General features: G+C 33.0%; 26 protein-coding genes. 10 read left to right on the top strand and 16 right to left on the bottom strand.

Annotated features, from left to right (window positions below; all coding sequences use genetic code 11):
• Window positions 1–42 precede the first annotated feature (42 nt).
• Entirely contained in the window at window positions 43–1482 is a 1440-nt protein-coding gene (locus tag BM238_RS09560) for a glycoside hydrolase family 30 protein (RefSeq protein ID WP_090080222.1), read from the top strand.
• 9 nt (window positions 1483–1491) lie between these two features.
• Here the strand turns inward: BM238_RS09560 and BM238_RS09565 are convergent, their stop codons facing one another.
• Entirely contained in the window at window positions 1492–2034 is a 543-nt protein-coding gene (locus BM238_RS09565) for an RNA methyltransferase (protein WP_090080224.1), read from the bottom strand.
• Between the two features lie 56 nt (window positions 2035–2090).
• Between BM238_RS09565 and mutS the strand changes: the two genes are divergently transcribed.
• Window positions 2091–4670 carry a DNA mismatch repair protein MutS gene (gene mutS, locus BM238_RS09570; RefSeq protein ID WP_090080225.1) on the top strand — a complete coding sequence of 860 codons (2580 nt, stop codon included), beginning with the start codon at window positions 2091–2093 and terminating at the stop codon, window positions 4668–4670.
• Window positions 4671–4673: 3 nt separating this feature from the next.
• On the opposite strand, the gene BM238_RS09575 is transcribed toward mutS, so the two are convergent.
• Entirely contained in the window at window positions 4674–5195 is a 522-nt protein-coding gene (locus BM238_RS09575; RefSeq protein ID WP_177205454.1) for an energy transducer TonB, read from the bottom strand.
• A gap of 186 nt (window positions 5196–5381) precedes the next feature.
• On the opposite strand from BM238_RS09575, the gene BM238_RS09580 reads away from it, so the two are divergent.
• Entirely contained in the window at window positions 5382–5756 is a 375-nt protein-coding gene (locus BM238_RS09580) for a ribosomal maturation YjgA family protein (protein ID WP_090080229.1), read from the top strand.
• Here BM238_RS09580 and BM238_RS09585 read toward each other — a convergent pair.
• Both BM238_RS09585 and BM238_RS09590 read right to left on the bottom strand, forming a co-directional pair.
• A complete protein-coding gene (locus BM238_RS09585; RefSeq protein ID WP_090080231.1) occupies window positions 5749–6072 on the bottom strand; it encodes a bacteriophage spanin2 family protein in 324 nt (107 codons plus the stop codon). The genes BM238_RS09580 and BM238_RS09585 overlap by 8 nt on opposite strands.
• A 79-nt stretch (window positions 6073–6151) precedes the next feature.
• On the bottom strand, window positions 6152–7363 hold the full coding sequence (locus tag BM238_RS09590; protein ID WP_090080490.1) for a BaiN/RdsA family NAD(P)/FAD-dependent oxidoreductase: 1212 nt from the start codon (window positions 7361–7363) through the stop codon (window positions 6152–6154).
• A 123-nt stretch (window positions 7364–7486) separates the two neighbouring features.
• On the opposite strand from BM238_RS09590, the gene BM238_RS09595 reads away from it, so the two are divergent.
• Both BM238_RS09595 and thiL read left to right on the top strand, forming a co-directional pair.
• On the top strand, window positions 7487–8023 hold the full coding sequence (locus BM238_RS09595) for an acyl-CoA thioesterase (RefSeq protein ID WP_090080233.1): 537 nt from the start codon (window positions 7487–7489) through the stop codon (window positions 8021–8023).
• A gap of 35 nt (window positions 8024–8058) precedes the next feature.
• Window positions 8059–9102, top strand: a complete 1044-nt coding sequence (gene thiL / locus BM238_RS09600) for a thiamine-phosphate kinase (protein WP_090080235.1) — start codon at window positions 8059–8061, stop codon at window positions 9100–9102.
• A gap of 50 nt (window positions 9103–9152) precedes the next feature.
• Here the strand turns inward: thiL and BM238_RS09605 are convergent, their stop codons facing one another.
• Together BM238_RS09605 and pepT are read right to left on the bottom strand one after the other, a co-directional pair.
• Window positions 9153–9716, bottom strand: coding sequence for an energy transducer TonB (locus tag BM238_RS09605; RefSeq protein WP_143093374.1), 564 nt, complete (start codon window positions 9714–9716; stop codon window positions 9153–9155).
• 2 nt (window positions 9717–9718) lie between these two features.
• A complete protein-coding gene (gene pepT / locus BM238_RS09610) occupies window positions 9719–10978 on the bottom strand; it encodes a peptidase T (RefSeq protein WP_090080238.1) in 1260 nt (419 codons plus the stop codon).
• Window positions 10979–11097: 119 nt separating this feature from the next.
• Here pepT and BM238_RS09615 point away from each other — a divergent pair, with 119 nt between their 5' ends.
• Window positions 11098–11946 (top strand): hydroxymethylglutaryl-CoA lyase, encoded by an 849-nt coding sequence (locus BM238_RS09615; RefSeq protein WP_090080240.1) that lies wholly within the window; start codon window positions 11098–11100, stop codon window positions 11944–11946.
• A 197-nt stretch (window positions 11947–12143) separates the two neighbouring features.
• Here the strand turns inward: BM238_RS09615 and BM238_RS09620 are convergent, their stop codons facing one another.
• The 7 genes from BM238_RS09620 to BM238_RS09650 form a co-directional block, all read right to left on the bottom strand.
• Complete coding sequence (locus BM238_RS09620) at window positions 12144–12473, bottom strand: iron-sulfur cluster assembly protein (RefSeq protein WP_090080241.1); 330 nt, start codon at window positions 12471–12473, stop codon at window positions 12144–12146.
• Window positions 12474–12511: 38 nt separating this feature from the next.
• Window positions 12512–13207, bottom strand: coding sequence for a 3'-5' exonuclease (locus tag BM238_RS09625; RefSeq protein WP_090080243.1), 696 nt, complete (start codon window positions 13205–13207; stop codon window positions 12512–12514).
• A 54-nt stretch (window positions 13208–13261) separates the two neighbouring features.
• Window positions 13262–13777 (bottom strand): hypothetical protein, encoded by a 516-nt coding sequence (locus tag BM238_RS09630; RefSeq protein WP_090080244.1) that lies wholly within the window; start codon window positions 13775–13777, stop codon window positions 13262–13264.
• 124 nt (window positions 13778–13901) lie between these two features.
• Window positions 13902–15182: a Fe-S cluster assembly protein SufD gene (sufD, locus tag BM238_RS09635; RefSeq protein ID WP_090080246.1), complete on the bottom strand. Its 1281-nt coding sequence runs from the start codon at window positions 15180–15182 to the stop codon at window positions 13902–13904.
• A 72-nt stretch (window positions 15183–15254) separates the two neighbouring features.
• Complete coding sequence (gene sufC, locus BM238_RS09640) at window positions 15255–15995, bottom strand: Fe-S cluster assembly ATPase SufC (RefSeq protein WP_090080248.1); 741 nt, start codon at window positions 15993–15995, stop codon at window positions 15255–15257.
• A gap of 53 nt (window positions 15996–16048) precedes the next feature.
• Window positions 16049–17497 (bottom strand): Fe-S cluster assembly protein SufB, encoded by a 1449-nt coding sequence (gene sufB / locus BM238_RS09645; RefSeq protein ID WP_090080249.1) that lies wholly within the window; start codon window positions 17495–17497, stop codon window positions 16049–16051.
• Window positions 17498–17540: 43 nt separating this feature from the next.
• On the bottom strand, window positions 17541–17870 hold the full coding sequence (locus BM238_RS09650; protein WP_090080251.1) for a HesB/IscA family protein: 330 nt from the start codon (window positions 17868–17870) through the stop codon (window positions 17541–17543).
• Window positions 17871–18084: 214 nt separating this feature from the next.
• Between BM238_RS09650 and BM238_RS09655 the strand changes: the two genes are divergently transcribed.
• Together BM238_RS09655 and BM238_RS09660 are read left to right on the top strand one after the other, a co-directional pair.
• Window positions 18085–19113, top strand: a complete 1029-nt coding sequence (locus BM238_RS09655; protein WP_090080253.1) for a GLPGLI family protein — start codon at window positions 18085–18087, stop codon at window positions 19111–19113.
• Between the two features lie 6 nt (window positions 19114–19119).
• Window positions 19120–19965: a GLPGLI family protein gene (locus BM238_RS09660; protein ID WP_090080255.1), complete on the top strand. Its 846-nt coding sequence runs from the start codon at window positions 19120–19122 to the stop codon at window positions 19963–19965.
• A gap of 56 nt (window positions 19966–20021) precedes the next feature.
• On the opposite strand, the gene BM238_RS09665 is transcribed toward BM238_RS09660, so the two are convergent.
• Window positions 20022–20771, bottom strand: a complete 750-nt coding sequence (locus tag BM238_RS09665; protein WP_090080256.1) for a murein L,D-transpeptidase catalytic domain family protein — start codon at window positions 20769–20771, stop codon at window positions 20022–20024.
• Window positions 20772–20919: 148 nt separating this feature from the next.
• Here BM238_RS09665 and BM238_RS09670 point away from each other — a divergent pair, with 148 nt between their 5' ends.
• Together BM238_RS09670 and BM238_RS09675 are read left to right on the top strand one after the other, a co-directional pair.
• A complete protein-coding gene (locus BM238_RS09670) occupies window positions 20920–21261 on the top strand; it encodes a hypothetical protein (protein ID WP_090080259.1) in 342 nt (113 codons plus the stop codon).
• A 55-nt stretch (window positions 21262–21316) separates the two neighbouring features.
• Window positions 21317–23728 (top strand): TonB-dependent receptor, encoded by a 2412-nt coding sequence (locus tag BM238_RS09675; protein WP_090080261.1) that lies wholly within the window; start codon window positions 21317–21319, stop codon window positions 23726–23728.
• 58 nt (window positions 23729–23786) lie between these two features.
• Here the strand turns inward: BM238_RS09675 and BM238_RS09680 are convergent, their stop codons facing one another.
• Together BM238_RS09680 and msrB are read right to left on the bottom strand one after the other, a co-directional pair.
• Window positions 23787–24728, bottom strand: a complete 942-nt coding sequence (locus BM238_RS09680) for a DUF4349 domain-containing protein (RefSeq protein ID WP_090080492.1) — start codon at window positions 24726–24728, stop codon at window positions 23787–23789.
• A gap of 261 nt (window positions 24729–24989) precedes the next feature.
• Window positions 24990–25445, bottom strand: a complete 456-nt coding sequence (gene msrB / locus BM238_RS09685; RefSeq protein WP_090080263.1) for a peptide-methionine (R)-S-oxide reductase MsrB — start codon at window positions 25443–25445, stop codon at window positions 24990–24992.
• Window positions 25446–25499 lie beyond the last annotated feature (54 nt).

Below are 25499 nucleotides of genomic sequence, written 5' to 3' on the forward strand. Positions count from 1 at the left end.
CTTTTATTCTAAACTCAAGTTTCTAAAAGTAAATTTAATATTATGAAAAAAATTCTGATTCCTATTTTTGCTTTTGGGTTTTTATACACCTCCAACGCACAAAATTATTGGCAAACTCAAACAAAAAAAACGGCTAAAGTAATTCTTACCAATTCTAAAACGGCAGAAAAATTTACAGATAAGGGAAGGGTGAATTTTGAGAAATTCGATCAGCCAAAAGAAACTGATGCCTGTGTTTTCGTTGATCCTGATTTTAAATATCAAAAATTACTCGGCATCGGCGGCGCTATCACAGATGCGTCTGCAGAAACTTTATATAAAATGCCAAAAGCCAAGCAGCAGGAAATCCTTCAGGCTTATTACGGTAAAAACGGCATCGGATATAATCTGGTTCGTACCAACATGAACTCCTGTGACTTTTCCTCAGATTCTTACATCTATGTAAAAGATGGTGACACTTCACTAAAATCTTTTTCTGTCGCACACGATGAAAAATATAAGATTCCAATGATCAAAGAAGCGCAAAAATTGATAGGAAATAATTTTAAGCTTTATTTCTCACCTTGGAGTCCACCTTTGTGGATGAAATCTAATAACAGTATGCTGAAAGGTGGCAGATTAGAAAACAAGTATTACCAAAGTTGGGCAGATTATTACGTGAAATTTATTCAGGAGTATGAAAAAAGGGGATTAAATGTCTGGGGATTGACTATTCAAAATGAACCGATGGCCACTCAAATCTGGGAATCCTGCATTTACACGGCACAGGAAGAAGGTGATTTTCTAAAAAATAATTTAGGTCCTGCTTTGTGGAAAAATGGATATAAAGATAAAAAAGTAATGATCTGGGATCACAATAGAGATTTAATATTTCAGCGTGCAACTACCACTTTAAAAGATCCTGAAACATCCAAATACGCCTCAGGAATTGCCTACCATTGGTACGAAACATGGAATAACAGCAAACCATTATTTGATAATTTAGAGGAGACACAAAAAGCATTTCCTGATAAATTTCTAGCTTTTTCTGAAGGGTGTAAGGAACAGTTTAATTACGACAAAATCAATGATGTTTCTTTGGGAGAATTGTACGGCAGAAATATGCTAACCGATTTTAATAAAGGAACCGCACTTTGGACAGATTGGAACGTTCTTTTAGATGAAACCGGCGGACCAAACCATGTCGGAAATTTTTGCTTCGCACCAATAATAGCAAACACTAAAACCGGCGAAGTTTTTTACACTTATGAATATTACTACATTGGGCAACTTTCAAAATTTGTGAAACCAAATGCGCATAGAATATCAAATTCATCCAATCGTGCGGCAATTATTTCTACATCTTTTATGAATGAAAACAGAGAATTAGTCACCGTAATCATGAATGAATCTGACAAAGATATGCCTGTTAATCTTTGGATTCAAGGCCAATCTGCAAAATTATTTTCTCCAGCACATTCTATACAAACGGTAGTTTTATAGGAAAACTAATTAATTTTGCACCAGATTTTTAAAAAACTCCCAGATAACGATTCCACCGCAAACACTGACATTTAAGGAATGCTTCGTTCCCATTTGTGGAATTTCTAAAAATGTGTCATAAAGTGGAAGCGCGATTTCACTTAAACCGTCTACTTCATTCCCTAAAACCAAGGCGTATTTTTCAGACTTTTTAATTTCAAAATTTTCTAATGAAACACTGTTTGTAGTTTGCTCAATCCCGAGTATCTGATAGTTTTCCTTAGTTAAATTTTGCAAAGTCGTTTCGATTGATTCTTCATAAACCCAATCTACACTTTCCGTTGCGCCTAAAGCCGCTTTGTGAATTTCCCGGTGTGGAGGTTTTGGTGTAATGCCACACAGAATTATTTTCTCAATAATAAAAGCATCAGAAGTTCTGAAAACCGCGCCCACATTATGCATACTTCTAACATCATCCAAAACGACAATTAACGGAATTTTTTTTATTTCTTTAAAAGTTTGCACATCTATTCTCCCGAGTTCCTCTAATTTCAATTTCTGCGTAGGCTGCATTTTTCGTATTTTTGACAAAATTAAGATTTTTAAACCTAAACTATTCCTTTAAATAAATGTCTAAAAAAGAAACCCCATTAATGACGCAATACAATGGCATCAAAGGAAAATATCCAGATGCTTTGCTGTTATTTCGTGTGGGCGATTTTTATGAAACTTTTGGCGCAGACGCAATTCGAGCCTCAAAAATTTTAGGAATTACACTTACGAAAAGAGGTTTAGGCGAAACAAATACTGAATTGGCTGGTTTTCCACACCACTCGATTGACACTTATTTACCAAAATTAGTTCGCGCTGGCTTGCGTGTCGCTATTTGTGATCAATTGGAAGATCCAAAAGGAGTGAAAGGTATTGTGAAAAGAGGTGTTACAGAATTGGTTACGCCCGGAGTTACTTTTAACGACCAAGTTTTAAGTTCTAAAAAAAATAATTTTCTGCTTTCTCTTCATAAAGAAAAAGAAAAATTTGGAATGGCTTTTATCGATATTTCTACTGGTGAATTTTTAGTTGCTGAAGGAAATTTAGAAAAATTACTGCATTTGGTCGCCACTTTTGATCCAAGTGAAATTATTTACCAAAGAAATTCAGAAATTCCGACTCAGTTAAAAAACAGAAGTTGTTTTAAATTGGAAGACTGGGCATTTCAATATACTTACGCAAGCGAAAAATTAACGGCTCATTTTAAAACAAATTCTTTAAAAGGTTTTGGTGTTTCTGATTTAAAATTAGGAATTACCGCAGCCGGCGCAATCTTCGCTTATTTAGTTGAAGATACACATCATGCTCTTTTACAACACATTACCAAAATAAATAAAATTCCGCAGGAGGATTATTTAATGTTGGATCAGTTTACGTTGCGGAATTTAGAAATCGTTTATCCAACGCATCAGGAAGGAAAAAGTTTGCTTGATATTATTGATAAAACCACAACGCCGATGGGCGGAAGATTATTGCGAAGACGATTAATTCTCCCTTTAAAATCTGTCAACGACATTAATCGAAGATTAAATTTAATAGAATTTTTCAACAAAGAAGATGATCTTAAATTTGAGATTTTAGACCAACTAAAAATGATCTCAGATCTTGACCGTTTAATGGGAAAACTGGCGGCAGAAAAAATTTCACCGAAAGAACTCGGTTATCTTCGTCAAAGTTTAAATAACATTCAAAAAATAAAAGAATTACTACATCAATTTCCAGATATTTTGGCTTGGATTCAGCCTTTGGATGAGCAAAAAGAGTTGATTTCATATTTAGAAAATAATCTCAACCAAGAATTGCCAGTCAATTTAAATAAAGGAAATGTAATTAAATCGGAGGTTTCAGAAGAATTAGATTATCTACGAAGTCTTCAAAATAAAGGCAAAAACTTTTTAGATGAAATGTGCGAAAGAGAAATCGCACGCACAGGAATTTCGAGTTTGAAAATAAATTTTAATAACGTTTTTGGATATTTCATCGAAGTTAGAAATTCTCATAAAGATAAAGTTCCCGAAGACTGGATTCGCAAGCAAACTTTAGTAAACGCCGAAAGATATATTACGGCAGAACTTAAAGAATACGAAGATCAGATTTTAGGCGCAGAAGAAAAAATCTCTAAATTAGAATTTCAACTTTACAGAAAAGTTTGTGAAGAAGTCATGATCTACATTGACAGAATTCAGGATAATTCGCGATTAATTGCAAAAATTGATGTGGCAATTTCAATGTCTGAACTGGCTATTTCTGAAAGTTATACGAAACCAATTTTAAACGAAAGTTTTGAAATAAATTTACAGGAAGCGCGACATCCAATTATTGAAAATGCTTTGCCATTGGGCGAAAAATACATTCCAAATGATGTTTTTTTAGATAAAGATTCCCAGCAAATAATTATGGTGACCGGACCAAATATGGCGGGGAAATCTGCGATTTTACGTCAAACTGCAATTGTTTGTTTAATGGCACAAATTGGTTCTTATGTTCCGGCAAAACATGCGGAAATTGGGATTTTAGATAAAATTTTCACGCGAGTTGGCGCGACTGATAATATTTCTTCCGGAGAATCTACTTTTATGGTGGAAATGAACGAAGCCGCCAATATTTTAAATAATATTTCTGACCGAAGTTTGATACTTTTAGATGAGATCGGACGCGGAACTTCCACTTACGACGGCGTTTCCATCGCTTGGGCAATTGCGGAATATCTACACCAACATCCCACGCAGGCCAAAACATTATTTGCAACACATTATCATGAACTTAATGAAATGACGGTGAATTTTGAACGCATCAAAAATTTTCACGTTTCAATTCAGGAAAATAAAGGCAATATTATATTTTTAAGAAAATTAATTTCCGGCGGAAGCGAACACAGTTTCGGAATTCACGTGGCAAAAATTGCAGGAATGCCTTCAAAAGTTGTGAATCGCGCAACAGAAATTTTAAAAACATTAGAAGAATCGCGGAGCAGCAAAGGAAATTCTGACAAAATAAAACGTGTTACGGAAGAAAATTTACAACTCTCTTTTTTTCAATTAGATGATCCCGTTTTGGAAAGTATTCGTGAAGAATTAACAAAAATGGATATTAATACTTTGACGCCAATTGAAGCGCTGATGAAGTTGAATTCTATTAAGAAGATGATTGGGAAGTAGGTTTTAATTTATTTCAAAATTAATTTCTATATGACTTGGAATAGGAGTGCCGCGGAACATTTTGGGGATCCATGTTTCATTTATTTGAGATACGGCTTGCTCTACGTCTTTATTAAACTTTCTAGATTTTCCTTCAACATCGATATTCCTTACTCTTCCTTTCTCATCAACTGCAAAAGAAATTATACAAATCTTATTTTTTGTATAATTTTTTATCTTTAAATTACTTACCACCATTTTTTTAAAAATATCTTCTCCTGCTGGAAATTTTGCAGTTTCACCATCATCAGAATAAGTAATATTTAAAGGAACTCTGTATCTTGAACGAACTTTTTGACCGTTAATTTCTGCAGGAATCCATTTCTCCTCTATCTTAGACACTGCAATTAATGCTTCAGTATTAAAACTTTCATCATCACCACTTGCTTTTATCGTAGATACAGATCCATCTCTTTCAACTATAAATGTTATTTCACAAACGATATTTTTTTCAGACTTTATACTTTCCATTCTGAAATTATCCATAATCATTTTACGAAACGCTTCCAAACCTTTCGGAAATACTGACGGTTTTTCGTTTAATGTTTTTTGATTAATAGAGTCTTTTTTAGTAACATTTTGAACTTGCGAAAAAGCGAATCCCGAAATTAATATCAGAAAAAAAAAATAAAATTCTTCATAAATAGTTATTTTAGCAAATATAAATCAAAAATGAGATTTGACCTCAAGTATTTTATTCTCACAATTTCACTCTTCATGTCTGAAGTTTTAATCGCAACTGTTTTCAAAAATATTTTCCTTTTGAGAGCGTATTTTGGTGATGTTTTAGTGGTAATTTTAATGTATACTTTTATTTTAACCTTCTTTAAACTCAACAAAACGAAACTGGTATGTTGGATTTTTGTATTTGCCTGTTTAATTGAATTTTTACAATATTATCATTTTGCAGAAATATTGGGATTTAATAATAATGTAATTGCTATGATCGTTTTAGGAAATTCCTTTAGCTGGATCGATATGATATGTTATGCAATTGGCTCTTTATCTACTTGGTTAATAGACATTAAACTAAATAAAATTAAATAGGCACAAAAATAACTGCGGCGATAGCTACAACGGCTATTGCAACGGAGGCGAAAATGTCTAATTTTTTTACCTGTCTGATATTGGTTTTTTCTAACTCTACCGTTTCTCCTTTTTTATCTTTTCCATAAACTTTGGTTTCATCAACTCGCAAAACTTTCATTTTTATAATTTGGGCGTCCTGGGTTTGTATCGTATATTTTTGATAAAGTTCAAAGGAATTGCCCTTCAGAGGTTTTTTTAAACTAACGACCTGAGTTTGACAGGAAGTTACAGTAAGGATCAGCATTAAAATGAATATGGAAAGTAGTTTTTTCATGTTTTTTTTTATCAAATATAAAAGATTTTAGGATGCTAAGCAACCAAATTACACATCATAATTCAGTTTTGCTTTAATCTCAATTTAAATTATTTAAACTTTCCGCAATGATCCACGCTTCACTCCAGCACGCCTGAAAATTGAAACCGCCCGTCACCGCATCAATGTTTAAAACTTCACCTGCCAGATAAAAATTTTCAATATTTTTTGCTTCCATTGTTTTAAAATTAATTTCCTTTAAATCTACGCCGCCTGCCGTTACAAACTCATCTTTGTAAGTTGATTTTCCTGTAACTTTCATTTTTTTCGCGCAAAGATTTTCTAAAATAAGTTGAATTTCAACTTTTGTTAATTGTGAAATATTTTTATCTAAATTAATTTTTGAAACAAATAAAATGCGGTGCCAAAATCGGTTCGTAATATCAAAGATCTTTGAGGTTCCAATTGCTTTTTTAGGATTATTTTCTTTAAAAGCTTTAAATAAATCTTCTGCGTCAGAAATGTTAATTCCTAAAAAATTAACCAGAATTTCAAAATTATAATTCAATTTGGCTAATTCTAAAGCTTTCCAGGCAGAAATTTTTAAAATTGCTGGACCGGAAAGTCCCCAATGTGTAATCAACATCGGACCGGATTCTTCCATTTTTAAAGCCGGAATTGAAACTTCTGCATTTAAAAAAGATGTTCCCATTAAATCCTTTAAAGTCTCATTTTTAATATTAAAAGTAAAAAGAGACGGAACTAACGGAATTATTTTAAAATTTAATTGCTCTAAAATTTTCAATGATTTAGGCGAACTTCCAGTGCAATAAACTACATAATCTGACACAAATTCATCCGTTTTTGTTTTAACTAAAAAGCGATTATTTTCTTTAATAACACTTTGAACAGATTGCTGTGTTTTAACTTCGAAATTTTTATTTACAACTTCATTTACAAAACTATTGATAATACTCGATGAAGAATTACTTATCGGGAAAACCCTGTTATCATCTTCGATTTTTACCTCTACATTTCTTTTTTCCAGCCATTCCATCATATCGCCCGGCTGAAATCTACTGAAAACACTGCGCAATTCTTTATTCCCGCGTGGATAAAAGTTTACCAATTCCCTCGGGTCAAAACAGGCATGCGAGACATTACATCTGCCACCGCCTGAGATTTTCACTTTCTGCAAGACATCAGAATTTTGCTCTAAAATTAGAACATTATATTTATTTTCATCCAAATTTGCTGCACAAAAAAATCCGGAAGCACCACCGCCAATAATTACCACTTGCTTTTTCTCTATCTTACTCAAAGTTCATTATTTTATTTAAACCCTAAACACATCAAAGTTCATTATTCCCCAAAAATACGATTTTTCAAAGCCATCTTTAATGTGTAAATTTGGGCTTTAAATTTTCTAAAAATTATGTCAGATTTTCACTATAAATTTGAGGTTCGCTGGAGCGATATTGACGCAAACCGACACCTTGCAAATTCAAGTTATGTAGAATATTGCGCCCAAACGAGAATGGCTTTTATGAATCAGGAGCAAATCGGTCTGGCTCAATTATCTCGTTGGGGAGTTGGACCGGTGATTTTGCATGAGCGCTATTCTTTTTTTAAAGAAATTCTTGCTGATCAAACGGTTTTTGTGACATTAGAAGTTTCCGGATCGTCTGAAGATGCGAGTATTTATCAATTTACGCATAAATTTTATTTACCTGAAGGCACACATTGCGCCACATCTGAAGCGACCGGCGTTTGGATCGATACAATGCTTCGAAAAGCAACTACGCCGCCAGAAGATATTTTGGAAGTTATGGACAAATTTAAAGGTGAAAACTGTAAAGTTTTAACAAAAGAAGATCTGCGAAATCTGCCCTTCAAACCTGAAAATGTAGAAGCGTTTCACAAAAGAAATACTTTTACGTGGAAAAAAAATAAAGATGAAGAATCAGAATAATTATTCCGAATTCTAACTTTGAATAAAATATAATTATGCTCGAACAACAACAAAACGACTTAACACCAATTTCCAAATTAGGAGAATTTGGCTTAATAAAACATTTAACCGAAAAATTTAGTTTTAAAAATTCTTCGACAGAAATTTCCATTGGAGATGATGCTGCAGTTATAAATCCGGAAGGTAAAAAAGTGGTAATTTCTACAGATACTTTGGCGGAAGGCGTTCACTTTAATCTTGGATATGTGCCGCTGAAACATTTAGGATACAAATCTGTAGTCGTAAATTTGAGTGACATTGCTGCGATGAATGCAGTTCCGACGCAGATTTTAGTTTCCGTTGCAGTTTCAAACCGTTTTCCAGTAGAAGCATTAGAAGAAATTTATTATGGAATTTCTTTGGCTTGCGAAAAATATAAAGTGGATTTAGTTGGCGGAGATACCACAAGTTCCCAAACTGGTTTAGTTCTGACGATTACCGCAATTGGTTTAGAAAATTCTGAAAATATTGTAACAAGAAAAGGTGCAAAAGCAAATGATCTTTTGGTTGTAACTGGCGATTTAGGCGGCGCTTATCTTGGTTTGCAAATATTAGAAAGAGAACATTCAGTTTTTCTCGCTGATCCAAATATGCAGCCGGAAATGGAAGGTTATGATTATATTTTGGAACGACAATTAAAACCAGAAGCACGAACAGACATAAAACAAATTTTGTCAGATCTGGACATCAAACCAACTTCTATGATTGATGTTTCTGATGGTTTGGCTTCGGAAGTTTTACATTTATCGGAACAAAGTAAAGTTGGTTTTCATGTTTATGAAAATAAATTGCCTTTAGATTCTGTGGCGCTTTCTACGGCAGATGAATTAAATTTAAACCCAACAATGTGCGCTTTAAACGGCGGCGAAGATTACGAATTATTGTTTACAATTTCGCCAACAGATTTTGAAAAAATTAGAAATAATCCGGATTTCTCAATTATTGGTCACGCCGTAGATTTAGAACAAGGAAATTTTTTAATTGCGAGCGGCAGTAACGAATTGGTTGCTTTAACAGCGCAAGGTTGGAAGGCTTTTTAAAATAAAAAAAAATTTATAAACGAAAAAGCCACTCAAATTGAGTGGCTTTTTTATTTACTAAATTGTATTGTTAAAGGAAGCTTGTAAACAGATTTTACAGCAACCCCATCTTTTTCTGCAGGTTTCCATTTTGTGTTATTTAATGTTCTATATAGTGTGATAATTGCTACCTGACTAAATAGATTCGAATTTCCTGTTGCTTCAACGTTTGAAGGAATGCCTTTTTCATCCACAAGAAATTGAATTTCTGTTTTTAAGGTTCCTGTTCCAGACTCGAGTATTGACGTATCAAAATTGTTTGCTAACAACTTTCTAAATTCATTAATTCCACCTTCAAATTCCGCTGATTTTGTTGGATTTTTTTCTATAGAATTTAAATCAACTTTAATCTCATCTTTTTGAATATTTGCAACTACTTTTCTATATTCTTCGTTTCGGTAGTCTTCAATTTTAGCCATTTCCAATTTAGATTGCTCAGGAAACTTTCTTAAATCTTTTTTTGAAATTTTAGAATATCTATTTGAAACCTCTTTATCGATTTTTGACAATTCGGAAATCTGCGAAAACATAAATCCACAAATTAAAACAAATAATAATGCTAATGTATTTCTCATATTTAATTCTGCTTTTTCTTCGCCTGCGCGATATTAACAATCACTTTTACTGCCTTTACCATACTTTCCACAGAAACAAATTCATAAGGTCCATGGAAATTTAAACCACCCGCGAAAATATTTGGACAAGGTAATCCAATGTAAGACAATTGTGCGCCGTCCGTTCCGCCACGAATTGCTTTTATTAAAGGTTTAATTTCGGCATCTTTCATCGCTTGTTCGGCAATATCAACAATGTGCATTTTACCTTCAAACTGCTGTTTCATATTTCGATACTGTTCTTTAATTTCAATTTCAGCAGTTTTTTCGCCGTATTTTTGATTAAACTCAGCAACTTTTTTAGTAATTAATTTCTTGCGATTTTCAAATTTATCAGCGTCGTGATCACGAATAATATATTGAATTTTGGCTTCCGAAACATCAGATTTTAGATCCGTTAAATGGAAAAATCCGTCGAAACCTTTCGTAGTTGCAGGCGTTTCATTTTCTGGAAGCATTTGAACAAATTCTGCTGCGAGAAGACTTGCATTGACCATTTTGCCAAACGCATAACCTGGATGTACACTCAATCCGTGGATTTTTACAATGGCTTGCGCCGCATTAAAATTCTCATATTCCAACTCGCCCACTTCACTTCCATCCATGGTGTACGCCCATTCTGCACCGAATTTTTTCACATCAAATTTATGAGCGCCGCGACCAATTTCTTCATCCGGCGTAAAACCAATTCCGATTCTGCTTCTTTTAATTTCAGGATGCGCGAGTAAAAATTCTGCCGCCGTCACAATTTCCGCTAAACCTGCTTTATCATCGGCACCTAAAAGTGTTGTTCCGTCTGTTGTGATTAAAGTTTCGCCTTTATATTGCTTTAAAATGGGGAATTTTGTAGAAGATAAAGTGAAATTTGTGTCTTTATTTAAAACCAAATCTTCGCCGTCGTAATCTGTCCAAATTTGTGGATTTACATTTTCACCGCTAAAATCTGGTGATGTGTCATAATGTGAAATAAAACCGATTGTTGGTTCATCATCATTTTCTAGATTTGACGGCACATAAGCGTAGATATAACCATTTTCGTCCAGTGAAACATCACTTAAACCTAAGTTTTTTAATTCTTCAAAAATATATTTAGCAATATCCCACTGTCTTTCCGTGGAAGGCGTGCTTTCACTTTCCGGATCGCTGGTTGAAAATATTTTAACGTAATTTAAAAATCTGGTTTGAAGTTTTTCCTGCCATTCGGCGCTGAATTCTGGTGTCATATTGTTTTTATCTTAATTACAAAATTAAGTTAATTTACAGAGAATTGAAATTTATCTATCTTAAATTAAACCTAAAATATATTTTAAAAATCTTATATTTGAAACTAAAGTTTATTTAAATGTTTTTGACTGAATGTCCACGCGATGCCATGCAAGGTTGGGGTGAATTTATTCCCACTCAACAGAAAATTGACTACATTAATGCATTAATGTCTGTGAAATTCGATGTTTTAGATTGTGGCAGTTTTGTTTCTCCAAAAGCGATTCCGCAAATGAAAGATTCTGGGATTGTTTTAGATGAAATTGATAAAACGCTTTCTGACACCAAACTTTCGGTTATTGTCGCCAATTTTCGGGGTGCTGAAAAAGCCTTGAAACATTCGAAAATTGATATTTTAGGTTTTCCTTTTTCTATCTCTGAAACTTTTCAACATAGAAATACGAATAAATCTCATGAAGAAGCATTTGATGATATTATTAAAATTTTAGATTTAACAAAGTCCGAAAATAAAGAATTGAATATTTATTTTTCGATGGCTTTTGGAAATCCCTACGGCGAATTTTGGAAATGGGAAGATGTGGATTTTTGGGCAAAACGTTTTTCAGAAATAGGAATTAAAAACATCTTACTTTCTGACACAACGGGCGTTGCAACACCGGACAGCATTTCTCTTTTATTTAAAAAAATTCCTGAAAAATATCCTGAAGTTCATTTTGGTGGGCATTTTCATAATAGATATGAAGATTCTTATTCAAAATTAAAAGCGGCTTATGATGAAGGCTGCAGAAGATTTGATTCCGCAATAAAAGGAATTGGCGGCTGTCCTTTTGCAAAAGATGAATTGGTTGGAAATATGCCGACAGAACAGGTCTTTAATTTTATGGCTTCAGAAAAAATTGATATTTCTCAAAATTTATTACACTTTGAAAGTGCTTTTAATATCGCCAAAAAGATTTTTCACTTTTAAAAAAATATTGCCAGATAGAAATAATAAACCACAAAAGGAACAAAAGTTATCTTTTCACTTACATTAATTCTCTTTAAATTAAAGTAAGAAAACAAAGTTTTGAAAATCTAAAGATTTTCGCTTTTTTGAACTTAAGTAATTAATGTTTTAAAATGTCTTTTGTTCCTTTTGTGGTTAAAAAACTTTTTGTGGTTGAATTAAAACAAAATTCCCAATTCGAATTTTGCTTCTTCGCTCATCATATCTTTGTTCCAGGCCGGTTCAAAGGTTAATTCTAAATCAACTTCTTTTACCTTTTCAACTTCGCCAACTTTATCTTTAACTTCTTGTGGCAAAGATTCTGCAACCGGACAATTTGGTGTCGTTAAAGTCATAATTACTTTTACCATTCCTTCTTCAGAAATCTGAACGTCATAAATAAGACCTAATTCATAAATATCAACCGGAATTTCCGGATCGAAAATGGTCTTTAATGTTACTATAATATTTTCGCCAATTTGAGCGATTTCATCGTCTGTATAATTCATAATAATTTTGAATTTTTGTCCAATTTTTTTCTAACAATTTATTCCGCTCTTTTTAAAAGTCCTTCTTGGCGCATCTTGCGGAAAACATTTGCCAAAGTTAAGACATCTTTCTCACAATATTTTACAATTCGTGGCAAGTCTTTTTCTATATGATAAATATACGCAACTTGCGAGCCGTTGATGTCATCTTTCGGTGTGGGAATTCCAAAAATATGTGCTAACAATTCTAAAGAAACAAAACTTTTATAATCGCCAAACTTCCATAATTCCATCGTGTCTAAATGCGGGATTTCCCAGGGTTTTTTGCCAAACATTTGAAATGGTACTGGCGGTTGAATACCGTTAATTAAACATCTTCTGGCAATCCAGGGAAAATCAAATTCCTTTCCGTTATGTGCGCAAAGAATCACATCTCTTAATTTTGGACTGTTAAAAATTTCGCCAAATTCCAGCAATAATTTTAATTCATCATCACCGGAAAAACTTTTAATTTTTAAAGTATCGTTTTTGTCTAACATACCGATGGAAATACAAATAATGCGGCCAAATTCTGCCATTATTCCACCTCTTTCTAAATAATATTCTTCTGCAGTAAAATCGTCTTTCCTTTGATTCTTGGTTTTTTTGTCCCAAAGGTTTTGTTCACTTTCAGAAACGTCTTCCCAATTAGAATGATCCGGAACTGTTTCAATATCAAGAAATAAGACTTTTTCTAAAGGAATATTTTGAATCATAAAACTATCTGTTTAAGTAAATTTACAAAAAAGTTAGACATTAGATATGAGAAGTTAGACATTTGATTGACTGCCTAAAAGTTTTTCGATTTCTTCTTTTTGACTTTTATATTTTAATTGAAGTTCAGAATTATCGCTCATTCTTTGGTAATAAGTAAATGCTTTTTCTGAAAATTGTTTTTGAAAAAAGGTTGACGCATCAGGAATTTGTGGAAAATTGGTATGAAAGAGCATTTCGTAATAACACTGAAACTCGCGCTCATTTTTGTCTTCTACCACTTTTCCAAATTCTTTTTGGCGAACGTGAAGCATTTCGTGGGCCAATAAATTTAGAACTAAATTTAAGTCAAAATCAAATAAATTTCTTGGAATTTTGACTGTTTGAATTTCGCCGAGTGCGCCTTCTGTGGTTAACAAAACTGATTTTTCTTCCAACTCATAACGAAATTCAAAGCCCGCAAAGTTTTCAGAATTCAAATCAAAAGTGTCTACAATATAATTGGCAGCATCTAAAATCTGATTGTTTTCTTTATAAGCGTTTAATTGAAGTTGGATTTGATCTAAATTCATTTTACAAAAAACTTTCTAAATTTGCGAAAATTGCGGCCGCGATAGAAGTGTAAATCCTTTTTTTCGAAGCAAAGCGGAGTAAAAAAGATTGGAACGAATAGCGCGAAATGTCCGCCCAAAAAAATTAAAAATCCATTTCGACTTCTAACTTTTCTGCTAAAAGAATGGATATTTTTTTCTTTAAAGGTTCGATATCAATATTTTTCACCGCGTCGTGAGAGAAAGCCACAAGCAATAAAGCTGTTGCTTTTTCTTTGCCAATTCCGCGCGCGCGAAGGTAGAAAAGCGCGTCCTCATTGAGTTGACCGACCGTACAACCGTGCGAACATTTCACATCATCTGCGAAAATTTCGAGTTGAGGTTTGGTCTCAATTGAAGCGCCTTCGTCTAACAAAATATTGTTGTTTTGTTGATAAGCATTGGTTTTTTGTGCCAACTGATCAACGAAAACTTTTCCGTTAAAGACACCTTTTGAATTATCTTTAAAAATTCCCTTATAATTTTGATAACTTTCACAATGCGGCGTTTTGTGATGAACTGCAGTATGGTGATCAACCAATTGGTCTTTTCCAATAATGGTAATTCCGTTCATGAAAGAGTTGATATTCTCGCCGTTATGAATGAAATCCAAGTTATTTCTGATTAATTTTCCACCGAAAGAAAATGTATTTACCGTTGCCAAACTATCTCTTTCCTGCTTCACGAAAGTATGATCCATTAAGTAAGAAAATGTGCTGTCGTTCTGCAATTTATGCCAATCTGCTTTGGAATTTTTTTCTGCAAAAATTTCTGTAACAGAATTAGTTAATGTGGAAAAATCATCAAAGTTATGGTGACTTTCAATAATTTCAACATGTGCACCTTCTTCTGCAACCAATAAATTTCTAACATTGTAAAAAGTATTTTGCGACTGATTTTGAGAAAGATAAAATACGTGAATTGGTTTTTCTACTGTTTGATTTTTTCCTACTTTTAAGAAAAATCCTTCCGATGAAAATGCTCTGTTCAAATTGATAAATGCGTTATCTTTTGTGGCAATTTTATCTAAATAATTATTTAAAGTTGCTTTTTTAATTTCATCCAAAAAAGCACTTTTTAAACTAAAAAATTCAGCATTTTCAAAAGAAATTTTTGATAATTCAGGGTGAATTTTACCATTAACAAAAACGATATAATCAAAATCTGCTTCATCTAAATGCAATTCTTCAAATTGAGAATCTGAGATTTGGTGCGCTTCGTTTGGGGAAAAGTTGTAGTCTTTCTCTATAATTTCACGAAGATTGGTGTATTTATATTCTTCATCTTTTTTGGTCGGAAAACCTTGGTCTAAAAATAAATTCAGATTTTTTAATTGGTTTCCGGTTAAAAGATCTTTTTGACTTTCTATTTGCTGAAACAATGCCATTTTAATGCGTTTTCGAAGATTTTTACGCAAGCGTAAATTATAATAAATGTTTGAAGTAAAAATTAAAACCGATTAGAGCAACCAGTCGTAACCTTTTTCTTCAAGTTCTAAAGCCAAAGATGCATCGCCTGTTTTGATGATTTTTCCATCTGCCAAAACGTGTACAAAATCGGGCTTAATATAATCTAAAAGTCTTTGGTAATGGGTTATCAACAAAACTGCGTTACCTTCGTTTTTAAATTCATTAACGCCATCTGCCACAATTCTTAACGCGTCAATATCCAAACCTGAATCTGTTTCATCTAAAATTGCTAATTTTGGATTTAGCATTAACATCTGGAAAATTTCATTTCTTTTCTTTTCACCGCCAGAAAAACCTTCGTTTAATGAGCGGGAAAGAAAATCTTTTTTAATATCCAGTTTTGCTGATTTTTCACGAACCAAAGCCAACATTTCTTTTGCCGGTAAATTTTCTAAACCGTTTGCTTTACGCGTTTCGTTGAGAGCGGCCTTTATAAAATTGGTAACAGAAACGCCCGGAATTTCCACTGGATATTGAAACGACATAAAAATCCCTTTTTGAGCGCGTTCTTCCGGTGCATCTTCGATGATGTTTTCACCTTCAAAAATGATTTCACCGTCGGTCACTTCGTAAGAATCTTTTCCTGCAATCACCGAGGAAAGTGTCGATTTTCCGGCACCGTTTGGTCCCATGATCGCGTGAACTTCACCTGGATTTATCTGTAAATTAATTCCTTTTAAAATTTCTGTGCCTTCTTCTATTTTGGCGTGAAGGTTATTTATTTTTAACATAGTTTAATATTCTGATAATGTGTTATTTAAAAAGTTGGAAAATAAATTAAAATTTATCCCACACTTCCTTCCAAAGAAACTTCCAATAATTTCTGTGCTTCAATGGCAAATTCCATTGGTAATTTATTTAAAACTTCTTTTCCGAAACCATTTACAATTAATGCGATTGCTTTTTCAGTATTAATTCCTCTTTGGTTACAGTAAAAAATTTGGTCTTCACCAATTTTTGAAGTCGTTGCTTCATGTTCTATTTGAGCCGTTGGATTTTTAACTTCAATATATGGAAAAGTATGTGCGCCACATTGATCTCCCATTAAAAGCGAATCACATTGTGAGAAATTTCTGGCGCCTTTTGCAGACGGCATTATTTTAACCAAACCTCTGTAAGAATTGTTAGATTTGCCAGCAGAAATTCCTTTTGAAATAATGGTCGATTTTGTGTTTTTACCAATATGGATCATTTTTGTTCCGGTATCTGCGTACTGAAAATTATTTGTTACTGCGATAGAATAAAATTCACCTACGGAATTATCACCTTTTAAAATACAACTTGGATATTTCCAGGTTACTGCAGAACCAGTTTCAACTTGCGTCCAGGAGATTTTTGCGTTTTTCTCACACAAACCTCTTTTAGTAACGAAATTAAAAACACCACCAATTCCTTCTTCATTTCCAGGATACCAATTTTGAACGGTAGAATATTTTATTTCTGCATCGTCTAATGCAATTAATTCTACAACTGCGGCGTGCAACTGATTTTCATCTCTTGACGGTGCAGTGCAACCTTCTAAATAAGAAACGTAACTTCCTTCATCGGCAATTAAAAGCGTTCTTTCAAACTGACCAGTTCCGGCTTGGTTTATTCTAAAATAGGTTGACAATTCCATCGGACATTTTACGCCTTTTGGGATGTAGCAAAAACTACCATCGGAAAAAACTGCTGAGTTTAAAGCCGCATAATAATTATCACCTCTCGGTACAATTTTACCTAAATATTTTTTAACCAATTCCGGATAATCGCGAATTGCTTCGGAAATCGCACAGAATAAAATACCTTTTTCTTTTAAAGTTTTAGTGAAAGTTGTTTTTACTGAAACTGAATCTATCACAATATCTACTGCAACATTTGAAAGCCTTTTTTGCTCTTCAATGTTGATCCCAAGTTTAGCAAAAGTTTTCAATAATTCCGGGTCAACCTCATCTAAACTTGCCAATTCTGGTTTTTTTGAAGGTGCTGCATAATATCTAATTGCCTGAAAATCAGGTTTTATATATTTTACGTTAGCCCAATCCGGCTCTTCCATTTTTTTCCAAATCGCGAATGCTTCCAAACGCCAATCTGTCATCCATTGTGGCTCTTCTTTTTTTGCGGAAATCGCACGAACGATGTCTTCATTCAAGCCAATCGGAAATTCATCATATTCCAGAATTGTTTCCCAGCCAAATTCGTACTTTTTATTTTCTAAATCGACGCGTAGATCGTCTTCTGTATATTTTGCCATTTTATTTTAAATTAACCATTAAATGATTAAATTTTTTCTGAAATTAAAGAGAAAAACTCTCCCCGCAACCGCAGGTTCTGTTAGCATTTGGATTGTTAAAAACAAAGCCTTTTCCATTTAGACCACCAGAGTATTCTAAAACCGTTCCGGCTAAATAAAGCATCGATTTTTTTTCGATAATCACTTTAATGCCATTGTCTTCAAAAACCTGATCGTTTTCCTGTCTTTCGGCGTCAAATTTTAAAACATATTCCAATCCAGAGCATCCACCGCTTTTCACACCAACTCTGATGTAATCTTCCAAAGGATCCAATCCTTCTTCAGTCATCAGTTGGACGGCTTTTTTCTTGGCTTCGTCTGATACTTTTATCATTGTTTTTATTTAGACTTATTTTAAAGTACAAAAATACACCAATTAAAATCAATAACAAATTTGCCATTATCTATTTGTCTATATCACAGATTGATATTTATCATTTTCATCGAAATTAAATGTTAAACAATTTATAAAAATATCTATTTTCGAAATAACAGTTAGTTTAGAATTAACTTTGTCAGGATTTAATAATCAAAAGACTTTATATAATATGAAACAAATTCTATTTCTAATACTTGCTACATTTTCATCTGGTAAATTTTGCGCCCAGACAGAGCGCTACATCTATGACTCACGGGTAAATCCTGACACTGTGAATCTTGTAAAAATGAGGAATGAAAGAACTTTTTTAGATGTAAAAAATGACCATTCAACTTTTGTAAGCGAAAACAGATTACTGAAAGATTCCTTAATTTCTATATTTAAAAAACAACAGGCAAATGATTCTCAATTTGCTAAAAAGAATAAAAAAGGGAAACTTGATTTTCCTAAACTTGCCGATGGTAAATCACTACAGCCGACTTTCTTTGATTTTTTTATACAAAAAAAACCTGTTGCCGGAGAAGTTTCTTTAGTTGAAAATGCTGGTAACAAAGAAATTTTTTATGAAGAAGACAGAAAAATGATCTGGAAAATTTCTGATGAAAAAATGGATCTAAATGGGGATAAAGTACAAAAAGCAACGACAGATTTTGGCGGAAGAATTTGGACAGCTTGGTTTTCAGAAAATATAAAAATTAGTGATGGACCGTATAAATTTTATGGATTACCGGGTTTGATATTAAAGCTGGAAGATGCAAGCGGCGATTATGGCTTTACATTCTTAAAAAAAATAATTGTTCCGGATGCTTATTTAGAAATAATTTCGCCCGAAGCAAAAAAAACCACAAGAATAAATTTTATCGGTGAAAAAGCTTCAGCCGAACTTGAAATGTATCAAAAAAATCCTAATAAGTCCGGAGATTATAACATGGTAGATTCAGGGAAAAGAAAAGGCAGAAGACAAAATAATATGAACAGCGGAATGGATGCAGATGATGCAAACACTGGCGGACTTTCTCAGATGGAAGATTATGAAGATGACAACGACAGTGACGCGCCTAATATGAATAAAGGACAATTTGGTGGTTTTAATGGAAGAAGACATACTTTTAACAACAATTCACAAACAGACGAAACTGGAATTAATTTACAACTCTACAGAAATATATCACGAAGTAACCCAATAGAACTTAAATAAATTATAATGAAATTTTTAAAATTACTCAGTTTATTTGCGATGCCTTTTTTTATGGGGCAGCAGGTAACGCGGTTTGTCTATCAAGCCTCCATCAAAACAGATTCTACTGATGCAAAAAGTGTAAAAACAGAAAATGCAAATCTAGACGTCTCCCCAACAAAATCAATTTTTTACAGCGATAATCAGCTTAAAAGAGATTCATTGATCGGGCGAGCTTTTCAAACACGCAGTTTTAATTTTGACCGAAGCCAAATGGAAAACCTCCAGTCCAATTTAAATTTTGTAATTGAAAAAAATTACACTGATCAAAGTCAGTTGTATAAGAGCAGAATTGGCAGAGACCAATATTCTTATACGGAAACACCCCAATTTAGCTGGAAAATTTTGCCTGAAACTGTGAAAATTGGCGATTATAATACTCAAAAAGCAGAAATGAAATATGGCGGCAGAACCTGGAATGCCTGGTTCACCACAGATATTCCTATTCAAGACGGTCCTTATAAATTTGGTGGTTTGCCTGGCCTGATCGTGAAAATAGAAGATACTGCTGGAAATTATTCTTTTGATTTAATGCAAAGTAAAAAAATTGCTGCTCCCGCCGAATTTACAAACAGAGGAAACACTGTGAAATTATCTAAAAAAGATTTCAATAAACAATTTTCAGCTTACAGAAAAGATCCTGTTACTTTTATGCAAAGCAATGCAAACTTCGGAGGCGGAGGGGGAATTGCTGCACCACAGAGAGCTGGAGGTGGAAACCGACAAGGACCTTCACCACAAGATAGAAAAGATCAGGAAGAACGATTAAAGCAAAGCGTTCTGAAATTTAATAATTTGATAGAACTGAATTAAAGGAATTATAAAAAAGACACAAAAAAAGCAGATTGTAATTGATCTGCTTTTTTATTTTATGATTTCAACCACTCGGAAGAATTTAAATAATTCTCATCCGGATAATATATAAAGAGACAATTTTTTCCTTTGATAGTATTTATAATTGGTTCAGCCAGTTCTCTTGAAATTGCTGGACAACCCCAACTTCTGCCAATTCTTTTATGTGCTGCAGCAAAATTTTCATTCACATAATCAGCGCCGTGCATTACAATTGCCCTTGCAAAAGCTGCATCATTGTAACCTTTGTCCATCCCTTCTAATTTCAAAGAGTAACCATTATTTCCGTTATAAGTAGTTTCTGTGACATAAAAGCCTAAACTGCTTTGGTGTGAACTGTCGGTATTAGAAAAATGTTCTGCAAATTCTTCACCAGTTCCCATTCCGTGGGCAACTAAAGCGTTAAAAAGTATTTTTTTATTGGCTAAATCTATCACCCAAAGTCTTTTGGTATTTGATGATTTGCTAAAATCGGCGATCGTTAGAAGTTCCGATTCTGCTGCAAGTTGACCAGATTTCTTTAATTTTTCAAAACCTTTATAAGCTTTTTCAAAAACGGCTTCATCTAATTTTTCATCATTCATAAAATCCAAAGCCGTGAAAATGTTTTGAGATTCTGAGAGATTTAGATTTACTATAGATTCAGAATTCTTGGCAATTGACAAAGTATCATTTCTAAAACTTTGTTTTTCTGTCGGAATTTTTGGTAAAACAAAAGAAGTTGCTATTAAATAAAATGGAAGAAGTACAAATAATATTTTTCTCATTTAAACTATTTAGGATTGCAAAAATAAAAAGTTTGAAACTTCTAAACAGACATAAGTAATTAAAATTGCACACTTTAACTCAATTTAACGGACTTTAACTTTTTTAAATGAAAATCATGAATACCTTTTATTAACTTTGCAATTGCAAATGAAATATTTATTTAAAATTTTGATGCTGTTTTTCTCTTTGGGTATTTTATTATATCCTGCTCAAAATAATATTTCTCAGAATTCTAAAGTAATGTCCTGTTGCTCAATACAAGGCAATTGCAATAAAGATATGCCGCAAAAAAATCATAACGATTCTAGTTCCCGCAATTGCTGCAACGTTTCTGTGGCGGCAATACAATTTATCAAATTAGAGGAAATTTTTTCTGCACAACCATTTAAAAACAAAAACTTTGTAAATAAAGTTTCTTTCTTTTATTCTAATTCTACCCTTCCAAATACACTTTTAGAAGCCGTATTTCAGCCTCCAAAATTTATTTAATTAAACTTAAACTGCAGATTTCTGCAAAAAATTTTAATTAAATAAAATCTTAAAAATGAAAATATTTTTAGGCAAAATCCTGCCTTTCTGTTTTATTTTGTTTGCTGCATTTTTCTCAGCACAAAATTTAAATACCATCGAAAAAGTAATCGTAAAAGGCAATTGCGTGCAATGCAAAGCCCGAATTGAAAAAGCCGCGATGAGCGCAGACGCCACTTCCGCAAGTTGGTCGCCGGAAACAAAAGTTTTAGAGTTAACTTTTAATGCCTCAAAAACTTCTGAAGATAAAATCCTTAAAAAAATTGCAGATGCAGGCCACGACAATGAAAAATACCGCGCCGATGATGCAGTTTATGATAAACTTCCGGGTTGTTGTCTGTACGATCGTGAGCAAAATATCGAAGAACTTTTACCAAATAAAGCAAAATCTGTCGCCGAAATTGGAAAAGATTCTATCTTGATGCAAATGCCAATGGACATGAAATTGGACATGGATCATTCTAAAATTTCTGAAAAAGAAAAATCTATAGAAGGCGTTGTTATCGAAAAAACGCAGGCTGCAACTTCTATTGACCAAAAATCTGCGGGTTTAATGATGAATATGGGCGGAAAAGAATTAATGAAAGCCGCCTGCTGTAATTTAGCGGAAAGTTTTGAAACTAATGCAACCGTTGACGTTTCTTACAGTAACGCCGTTACCGGGACTAAACAATTGAGAATGCTTGGCTTAGACCAAAAATATACGGCAATAACGCAAAGTCAATTACCTGAAGTTCGAGGTTTGGCTTCGGCTTATGGTTTAAATTTTATTCCTGGAAAGTGGATCGGTTCAATTCAATTGGTGAAAGGCGGAAGTACTGTTGTGAACGGTTATGAAAGCATCACGGGACAAATCAATACGGAACTTTTAACTTATAAAGACAAACCAGAAACTGCCGTAAATCTTTATTTGGATAATAATTTGCGGACTGAAATAAACGTCACGAATACACAGTTACTTTCCGAACATTGGAATCAAACTATTCTTTTGCACGGAAACGGCACTTTTTCTGAACGAGATTCAAACAAAGACGGATTTCTTGATCAACCAAAAGGTTCGCAAATTAATGTAGGCTATTTACTAAATTATGATGATTTACAACATTCCAATATAGTTTCTCATTTTGGAATAAATTACGTGAAAGACGAACGAAATGGTGGACAGAAAGGCTATGATTTTAGTAAACCTCAAACCACGCAAAATCTTTACGGCGTTGGAATCAACTCTTCCCGCTTTCAATTTTGGAATAAAACAGGTTATGTTTTTAAAGACAAACCTTATCAAAGCATTGGTTGGATGAATCAAGTGACTTATCACCAGCAAAATAGTTTTTTCGGAAATAGAAATTATGATGGCAAAGAAACTTCTTATTATTCTAATTTAGTTTTCCAAGGCATTATAGGAAATACCAATAATACTTTTAAAACAGGCGCCAGTTTTCTCTATGATTCATATAATGAAGATTACGTCAATCAAAATTATAAAAGAACAGAAACCGTTCCCGGATTATTTTTTGAATATACTTTAACTGGTGTAAAATATACTTTGGTCGCAGGCGCACGTGTGGATTTTCATAATCTTGCAGGCACACAATTTACGCCAAGAGTTAATTTTAAATATGATATTACGCCAAAAACGACTTTAAGACTTTCCGCCGGAAAAGGTTTCAGAACGGCTAATATTTTTGCAGAAAATCAGCAATATTTTGCCTCAAACCGAACTGTAGAAATTAAAAATAATGGTGGAAGTATTTACGGCTTAAAACCAGAAATCGCCTGGAATTACGGCGCAAGTTTAAATCAGGAATTTAAGTTTTTAAACAGAAAAAGTTCAATTTTATTAGATTTCTTCCGAACCGATTTTCAACACCAAGTTTTGGTAGATTTGTATCAATCGCCACAGAAACTGTTATTTTATAATTTGGAAGGTTCTTCTTTTGCAAACAGTTTTCAAGCGCAATGGGATTTAAGTTTGTACAAAAATTTAGATTTCCGTCTGGCTTACAAATATTACGATGTACAGGCCAATTATATTTCGGGTAAAAAAGAAGTACCTTTTATCGCTAAAAACAGAGGTTTTGCAAACATCGCTTATTCCACTGATAAAAATGAAAAAGGTGGCTTTTGGACTTTTGATCTAACTTACAATCTTATCGGGCCGCAAAATTTACCAAAAACAGCAACTAATCCGCAGGAATTTCAAATTGATGAAAAATCCAAAACATTTTCTACTTTAAACGGACAAATCGCGAGAAACTTTAATGAAAAGTTCAGACTTTATTTGGGCGCAGAAAACATCACTTCTTACAAACAGAAAAATCCGATAATCGATGCACGAAATCCTTTTGGAAATTACTTTGATGCAGGAAATGTTTACGCGCCAATTATGCCGATCAATGTTTATTTGGGTGTAGATTTAAAATTTTAAATCTTTTTTTTAAATAAAATAAAAAAGGAAATCCAGTAAGATTTCCTTTTTTTCTTGCTTAAATATTCTGATTAGAATTTTCGCTTTTTTTCTTTTTAAAATGATAATAAATGCCGCCACCAATTAATATAACTGGCCAAAAAGGTAAAACAAACAAAAAGATTTCCTGGATCACATTCCATCCACTTCCAACGGCGCCTAAACTTCTGCCACCGAAAGATTTTTTCCCGGAAGAAACGATTGCTTTTTCGGAATTATTGACCAGCGTAATTTCTAAAAGGCAAACTGAATTTTTAGAAAAATCCTGACCCGTTATTTCGATATTCCTTGAAGTAATTTTTCCCACATTCAATTCCATATCTTTTATTAAATAATCCGATTTGTCTAAAGGAACGCTGACTTGTAAATAATCAAACTGCTTATTTTCATTGCTTGAAATTTGCTCGCCTTTTACTACTCCATCATATTTTCTGATTTGTTCTTTGGCATCATATTGTGCAGTTTCAAAATCATCAACCTGGATCTCGAGTTCACCTTTTTTAGTGATTTTGGGTAAAACTTCATTGTTAGTTTTCGAATAATTACGATAAACCACCTTGGTTTTCTCAATTACTTTTGGGGAAATTTTTCTCTTTTTTAAATTTGAAACCAACCGGTTTTTTACCGAATCTATCTTTTGCTGCGTGATTTTTATCTCAGAAATAATCTCTTTTTTGGTCACAGAATCCATCGCTTTTGCCACTTTCTCTGTTAATAATTTTTTTTGATCTTTTAAATCCTGAATTTTTACAACCACTGTGTCTTTGATAATAGATTTTACAGAATCCTGCGTTTTATCTAAAGGTTTTTGAATGCTGTCGTAAACTGATACATTATTAGGCGGCGAAGAATCTGTTTTCACATTCAAAGAATCTAAAGTCTCAGAAGAAGAATTAATTTCGCTTTTTTTACAGGCAGTAAGACTTATTACCGCGAAGATTGTTAAGATTAATTTTTTCATTTTAAAAATTTTTATTTGGTTAATTTTTCGATGAAGTAAAACTAACACTCAATAAAAATGATTGTTTGAAAAATAGATGCAAAAGTCTGGTAAACTCTATATAACTAATTATCAATTACTTAAACTTATTTTACAAGCACTTTACAAGCACTTTTGTAAAAATTCAATTGAAAAATTGAGAATTGGAAAAAAAAATTCTTCAAGATTTTGAAAGTCTTGAAGAATTTTAAAAATTTATCTTTAATTAAAATAAAAAGAAATTTAAACAGTCTCTTTATTTTCATCCGCAACGAAATCCAAACTTATAGAATTCATACAAAACCTTGTTCCAGTTGGTCTCGGTCCGTCATTGAAAACGTGTCCTAAATGTGACTCGCATCTTTTACAAAGCACTTCTGTACGTTCCATTCCAAAAGCAGAATCTCTTTTGTAAATCACTCCTTCTTTTTCTGCCTGGAAAAAACTTGGCCAGCCACAAGACGAAGAAAATTTAGAGTCTGATCGAAATAAGTGATTACCACAAACGGCGCAATAATATTCGCCTAAACCATCGAAATTATTATATTTTCCAGTTCCCGGCCTTTCTGTATGTGCCTCTCTGGAAATCGCGTACAGTTCCGGATCAAGAATTTTTTTCCATTCATCGTTAGAAACGTTTAATTTTGTATGATCAGTGTGGGAAAAATATGGATTGTTTTTTGTATTATTTTCTTGCATAAGAATTTATTATTTTAATTTTTAAATGAATTTAAAATAGTACTTAAAAGTGAT

The sequence above is a fragment of the Halpernia frigidisoli genome, from assembly GCF_900113805.1.
In the GTDB taxonomy this organism is placed as follows: domain Bacteria; phylum Bacteroidota; class Bacteroidia; order Flavobacteriales; family Weeksellaceae; genus Halpernia; species Halpernia frigidisoli.

Bases quoted from the DNA above. Each gene is read 5' to 3' on its own strand.
- BM238_RS09580 (WP_090080229.1), top strand. From the start codon at position 5,382: ATGAGATTTGACCTCAAGTATTTTATTCTCACAATTTCACTCTTCATG.
- thiL (WP_090080235.1), top strand. From the start codon at position 8,059: ATGCTCGAACAACAACAAAACGACTTAACACCAATTTCCAAATTAGGA.
- sufC (WP_090080248.1), bottom strand. From the start codon at position 15,995: ATGTTAAAAATAAATAACCTTCACGCCAAAATAGAAGAAGGCACAGAA.
- BM238_RS09560 (WP_090080222.1), top strand. From the start codon at position 43: ATGAAAAAAATTCTGATTCCTATTTTTGCTTTTGGGTTTTTATACACC.
- BM238_RS09615 (WP_090080240.1), top strand. From the start codon at position 11,098: ATGTTTTTGACTGAATGTCCACGCGATGCCATGCAAGGTTGGGGTGAA.
- BM238_RS09565 (WP_090080224.1), bottom strand. From the start codon at position 2,034: ATGCAGCCTACGCAGAAATTGAAATTAGAGGAACTCGGGAGAATAGAT.
- BM238_RS09650 (WP_090080251.1), bottom strand. From the start codon at position 17,870: ATGATAAAAGTATCAGACGAAGCCAAGAAAAAAGCCGTCCAACTGATG.
- msrB (WP_090080263.1), bottom strand. From the start codon at position 25,445: ATGCAAGAAAATAATACAAAAAACAATCCATATTTTTCCCACACTGAT.
- BM238_RS09665 (WP_090080256.1), bottom strand. From the start codon at position 20,771: ATGAGAAAAATATTATTTGTACTTCTTCCATTTTATTTAATAGCAACT.
- sufB (WP_090080249.1), bottom strand. From the start codon at position 17,497: ATGGCAAAATATACAGAAGACGATCTACGCGTCGATTTAGAAAATAAA.
- BM238_RS09680 (WP_090080492.1), bottom strand. From the start codon at position 24,728: ATGAAAAAATTAATCTTAACAATCTTCGCGGTAATAAGTCTTACTGCC.
- BM238_RS09630 (WP_090080244.1), bottom strand. From the start codon at position 13,777: ATGAATTTAGATCAAATCCAACTTCAATTAAACGCTTATAAAGAAAAC.
- BM238_RS09660 (WP_090080255.1), top strand. From the start codon at position 19,120: ATGAAATTTTTAAAATTACTCAGTTTATTTGCGATGCCTTTTTTTATG.
- BM238_RS09605 (WP_143093374.1), bottom strand. From the start codon at position 9,716: ATGAGAAATACATTAGCATTATTATTTGTTTTAATTTGTGGATTTATG.
- sufD (WP_090080246.1), bottom strand. From the start codon at position 15,182: ATGGCATTGTTTCAGCAAATAGAAAGTCAAAAAGATCTTTTAACCGGA.
- BM238_RS09620 (WP_090080241.1), bottom strand. From the start codon at position 12,473: ATGAATTATACAGACGATGAAATCGCTCAAATTGGCGAAAATATTATA.
- BM238_RS09585 (WP_090080231.1), bottom strand. From the start codon at position 6,072: ATGAAAAAACTACTTTCCATATTCATTTTAATGCTGATCCTTACTGTA.
- BM238_RS09675 (WP_090080261.1), top strand. From the start codon at position 21,317: ATGAAAATATTTTTAGGCAAAATCCTGCCTTTCTGTTTTATTTTGTTT.
- BM238_RS09670 (WP_090080259.1), top strand. From the start codon at position 20,920: ATGAAATATTTATTTAAAATTTTGATGCTGTTTTTCTCTTTGGGTATT.
- BM238_RS09595 (WP_090080233.1), top strand. From the start codon at position 7,487: ATGTCAGATTTTCACTATAAATTTGAGGTTCGCTGGAGCGATATTGAC.
- mutS (WP_090080225.1), top strand. From the start codon at position 2,091: ATGTCTAAAAAAGAAACCCCATTAATGACGCAATACAATGGCATCAAA.
- BM238_RS09655 (WP_090080253.1), top strand. From the start codon at position 18,085: ATGAAACAAATTCTATTTCTAATACTTGCTACATTTTCATCTGGTAAA.
- BM238_RS09625 (WP_090080243.1), bottom strand. From the start codon at position 13,207: ATGATTCAAAATATTCCTTTAGAAAAAGTCTTATTTCTTGATATTGAA.
- pepT (WP_090080238.1), bottom strand. From the start codon at position 10,978: ATGACACCAGAATTCAGCGCCGAATGGCAGGAAAAACTTCAAACCAGA.
- BM238_RS09575 (WP_177205454.1), bottom strand. From the start codon at position 5,195: ATGGATAATTTCAGAATGGAAAGTATAAAGTCTGAAAAAAATATCGTT.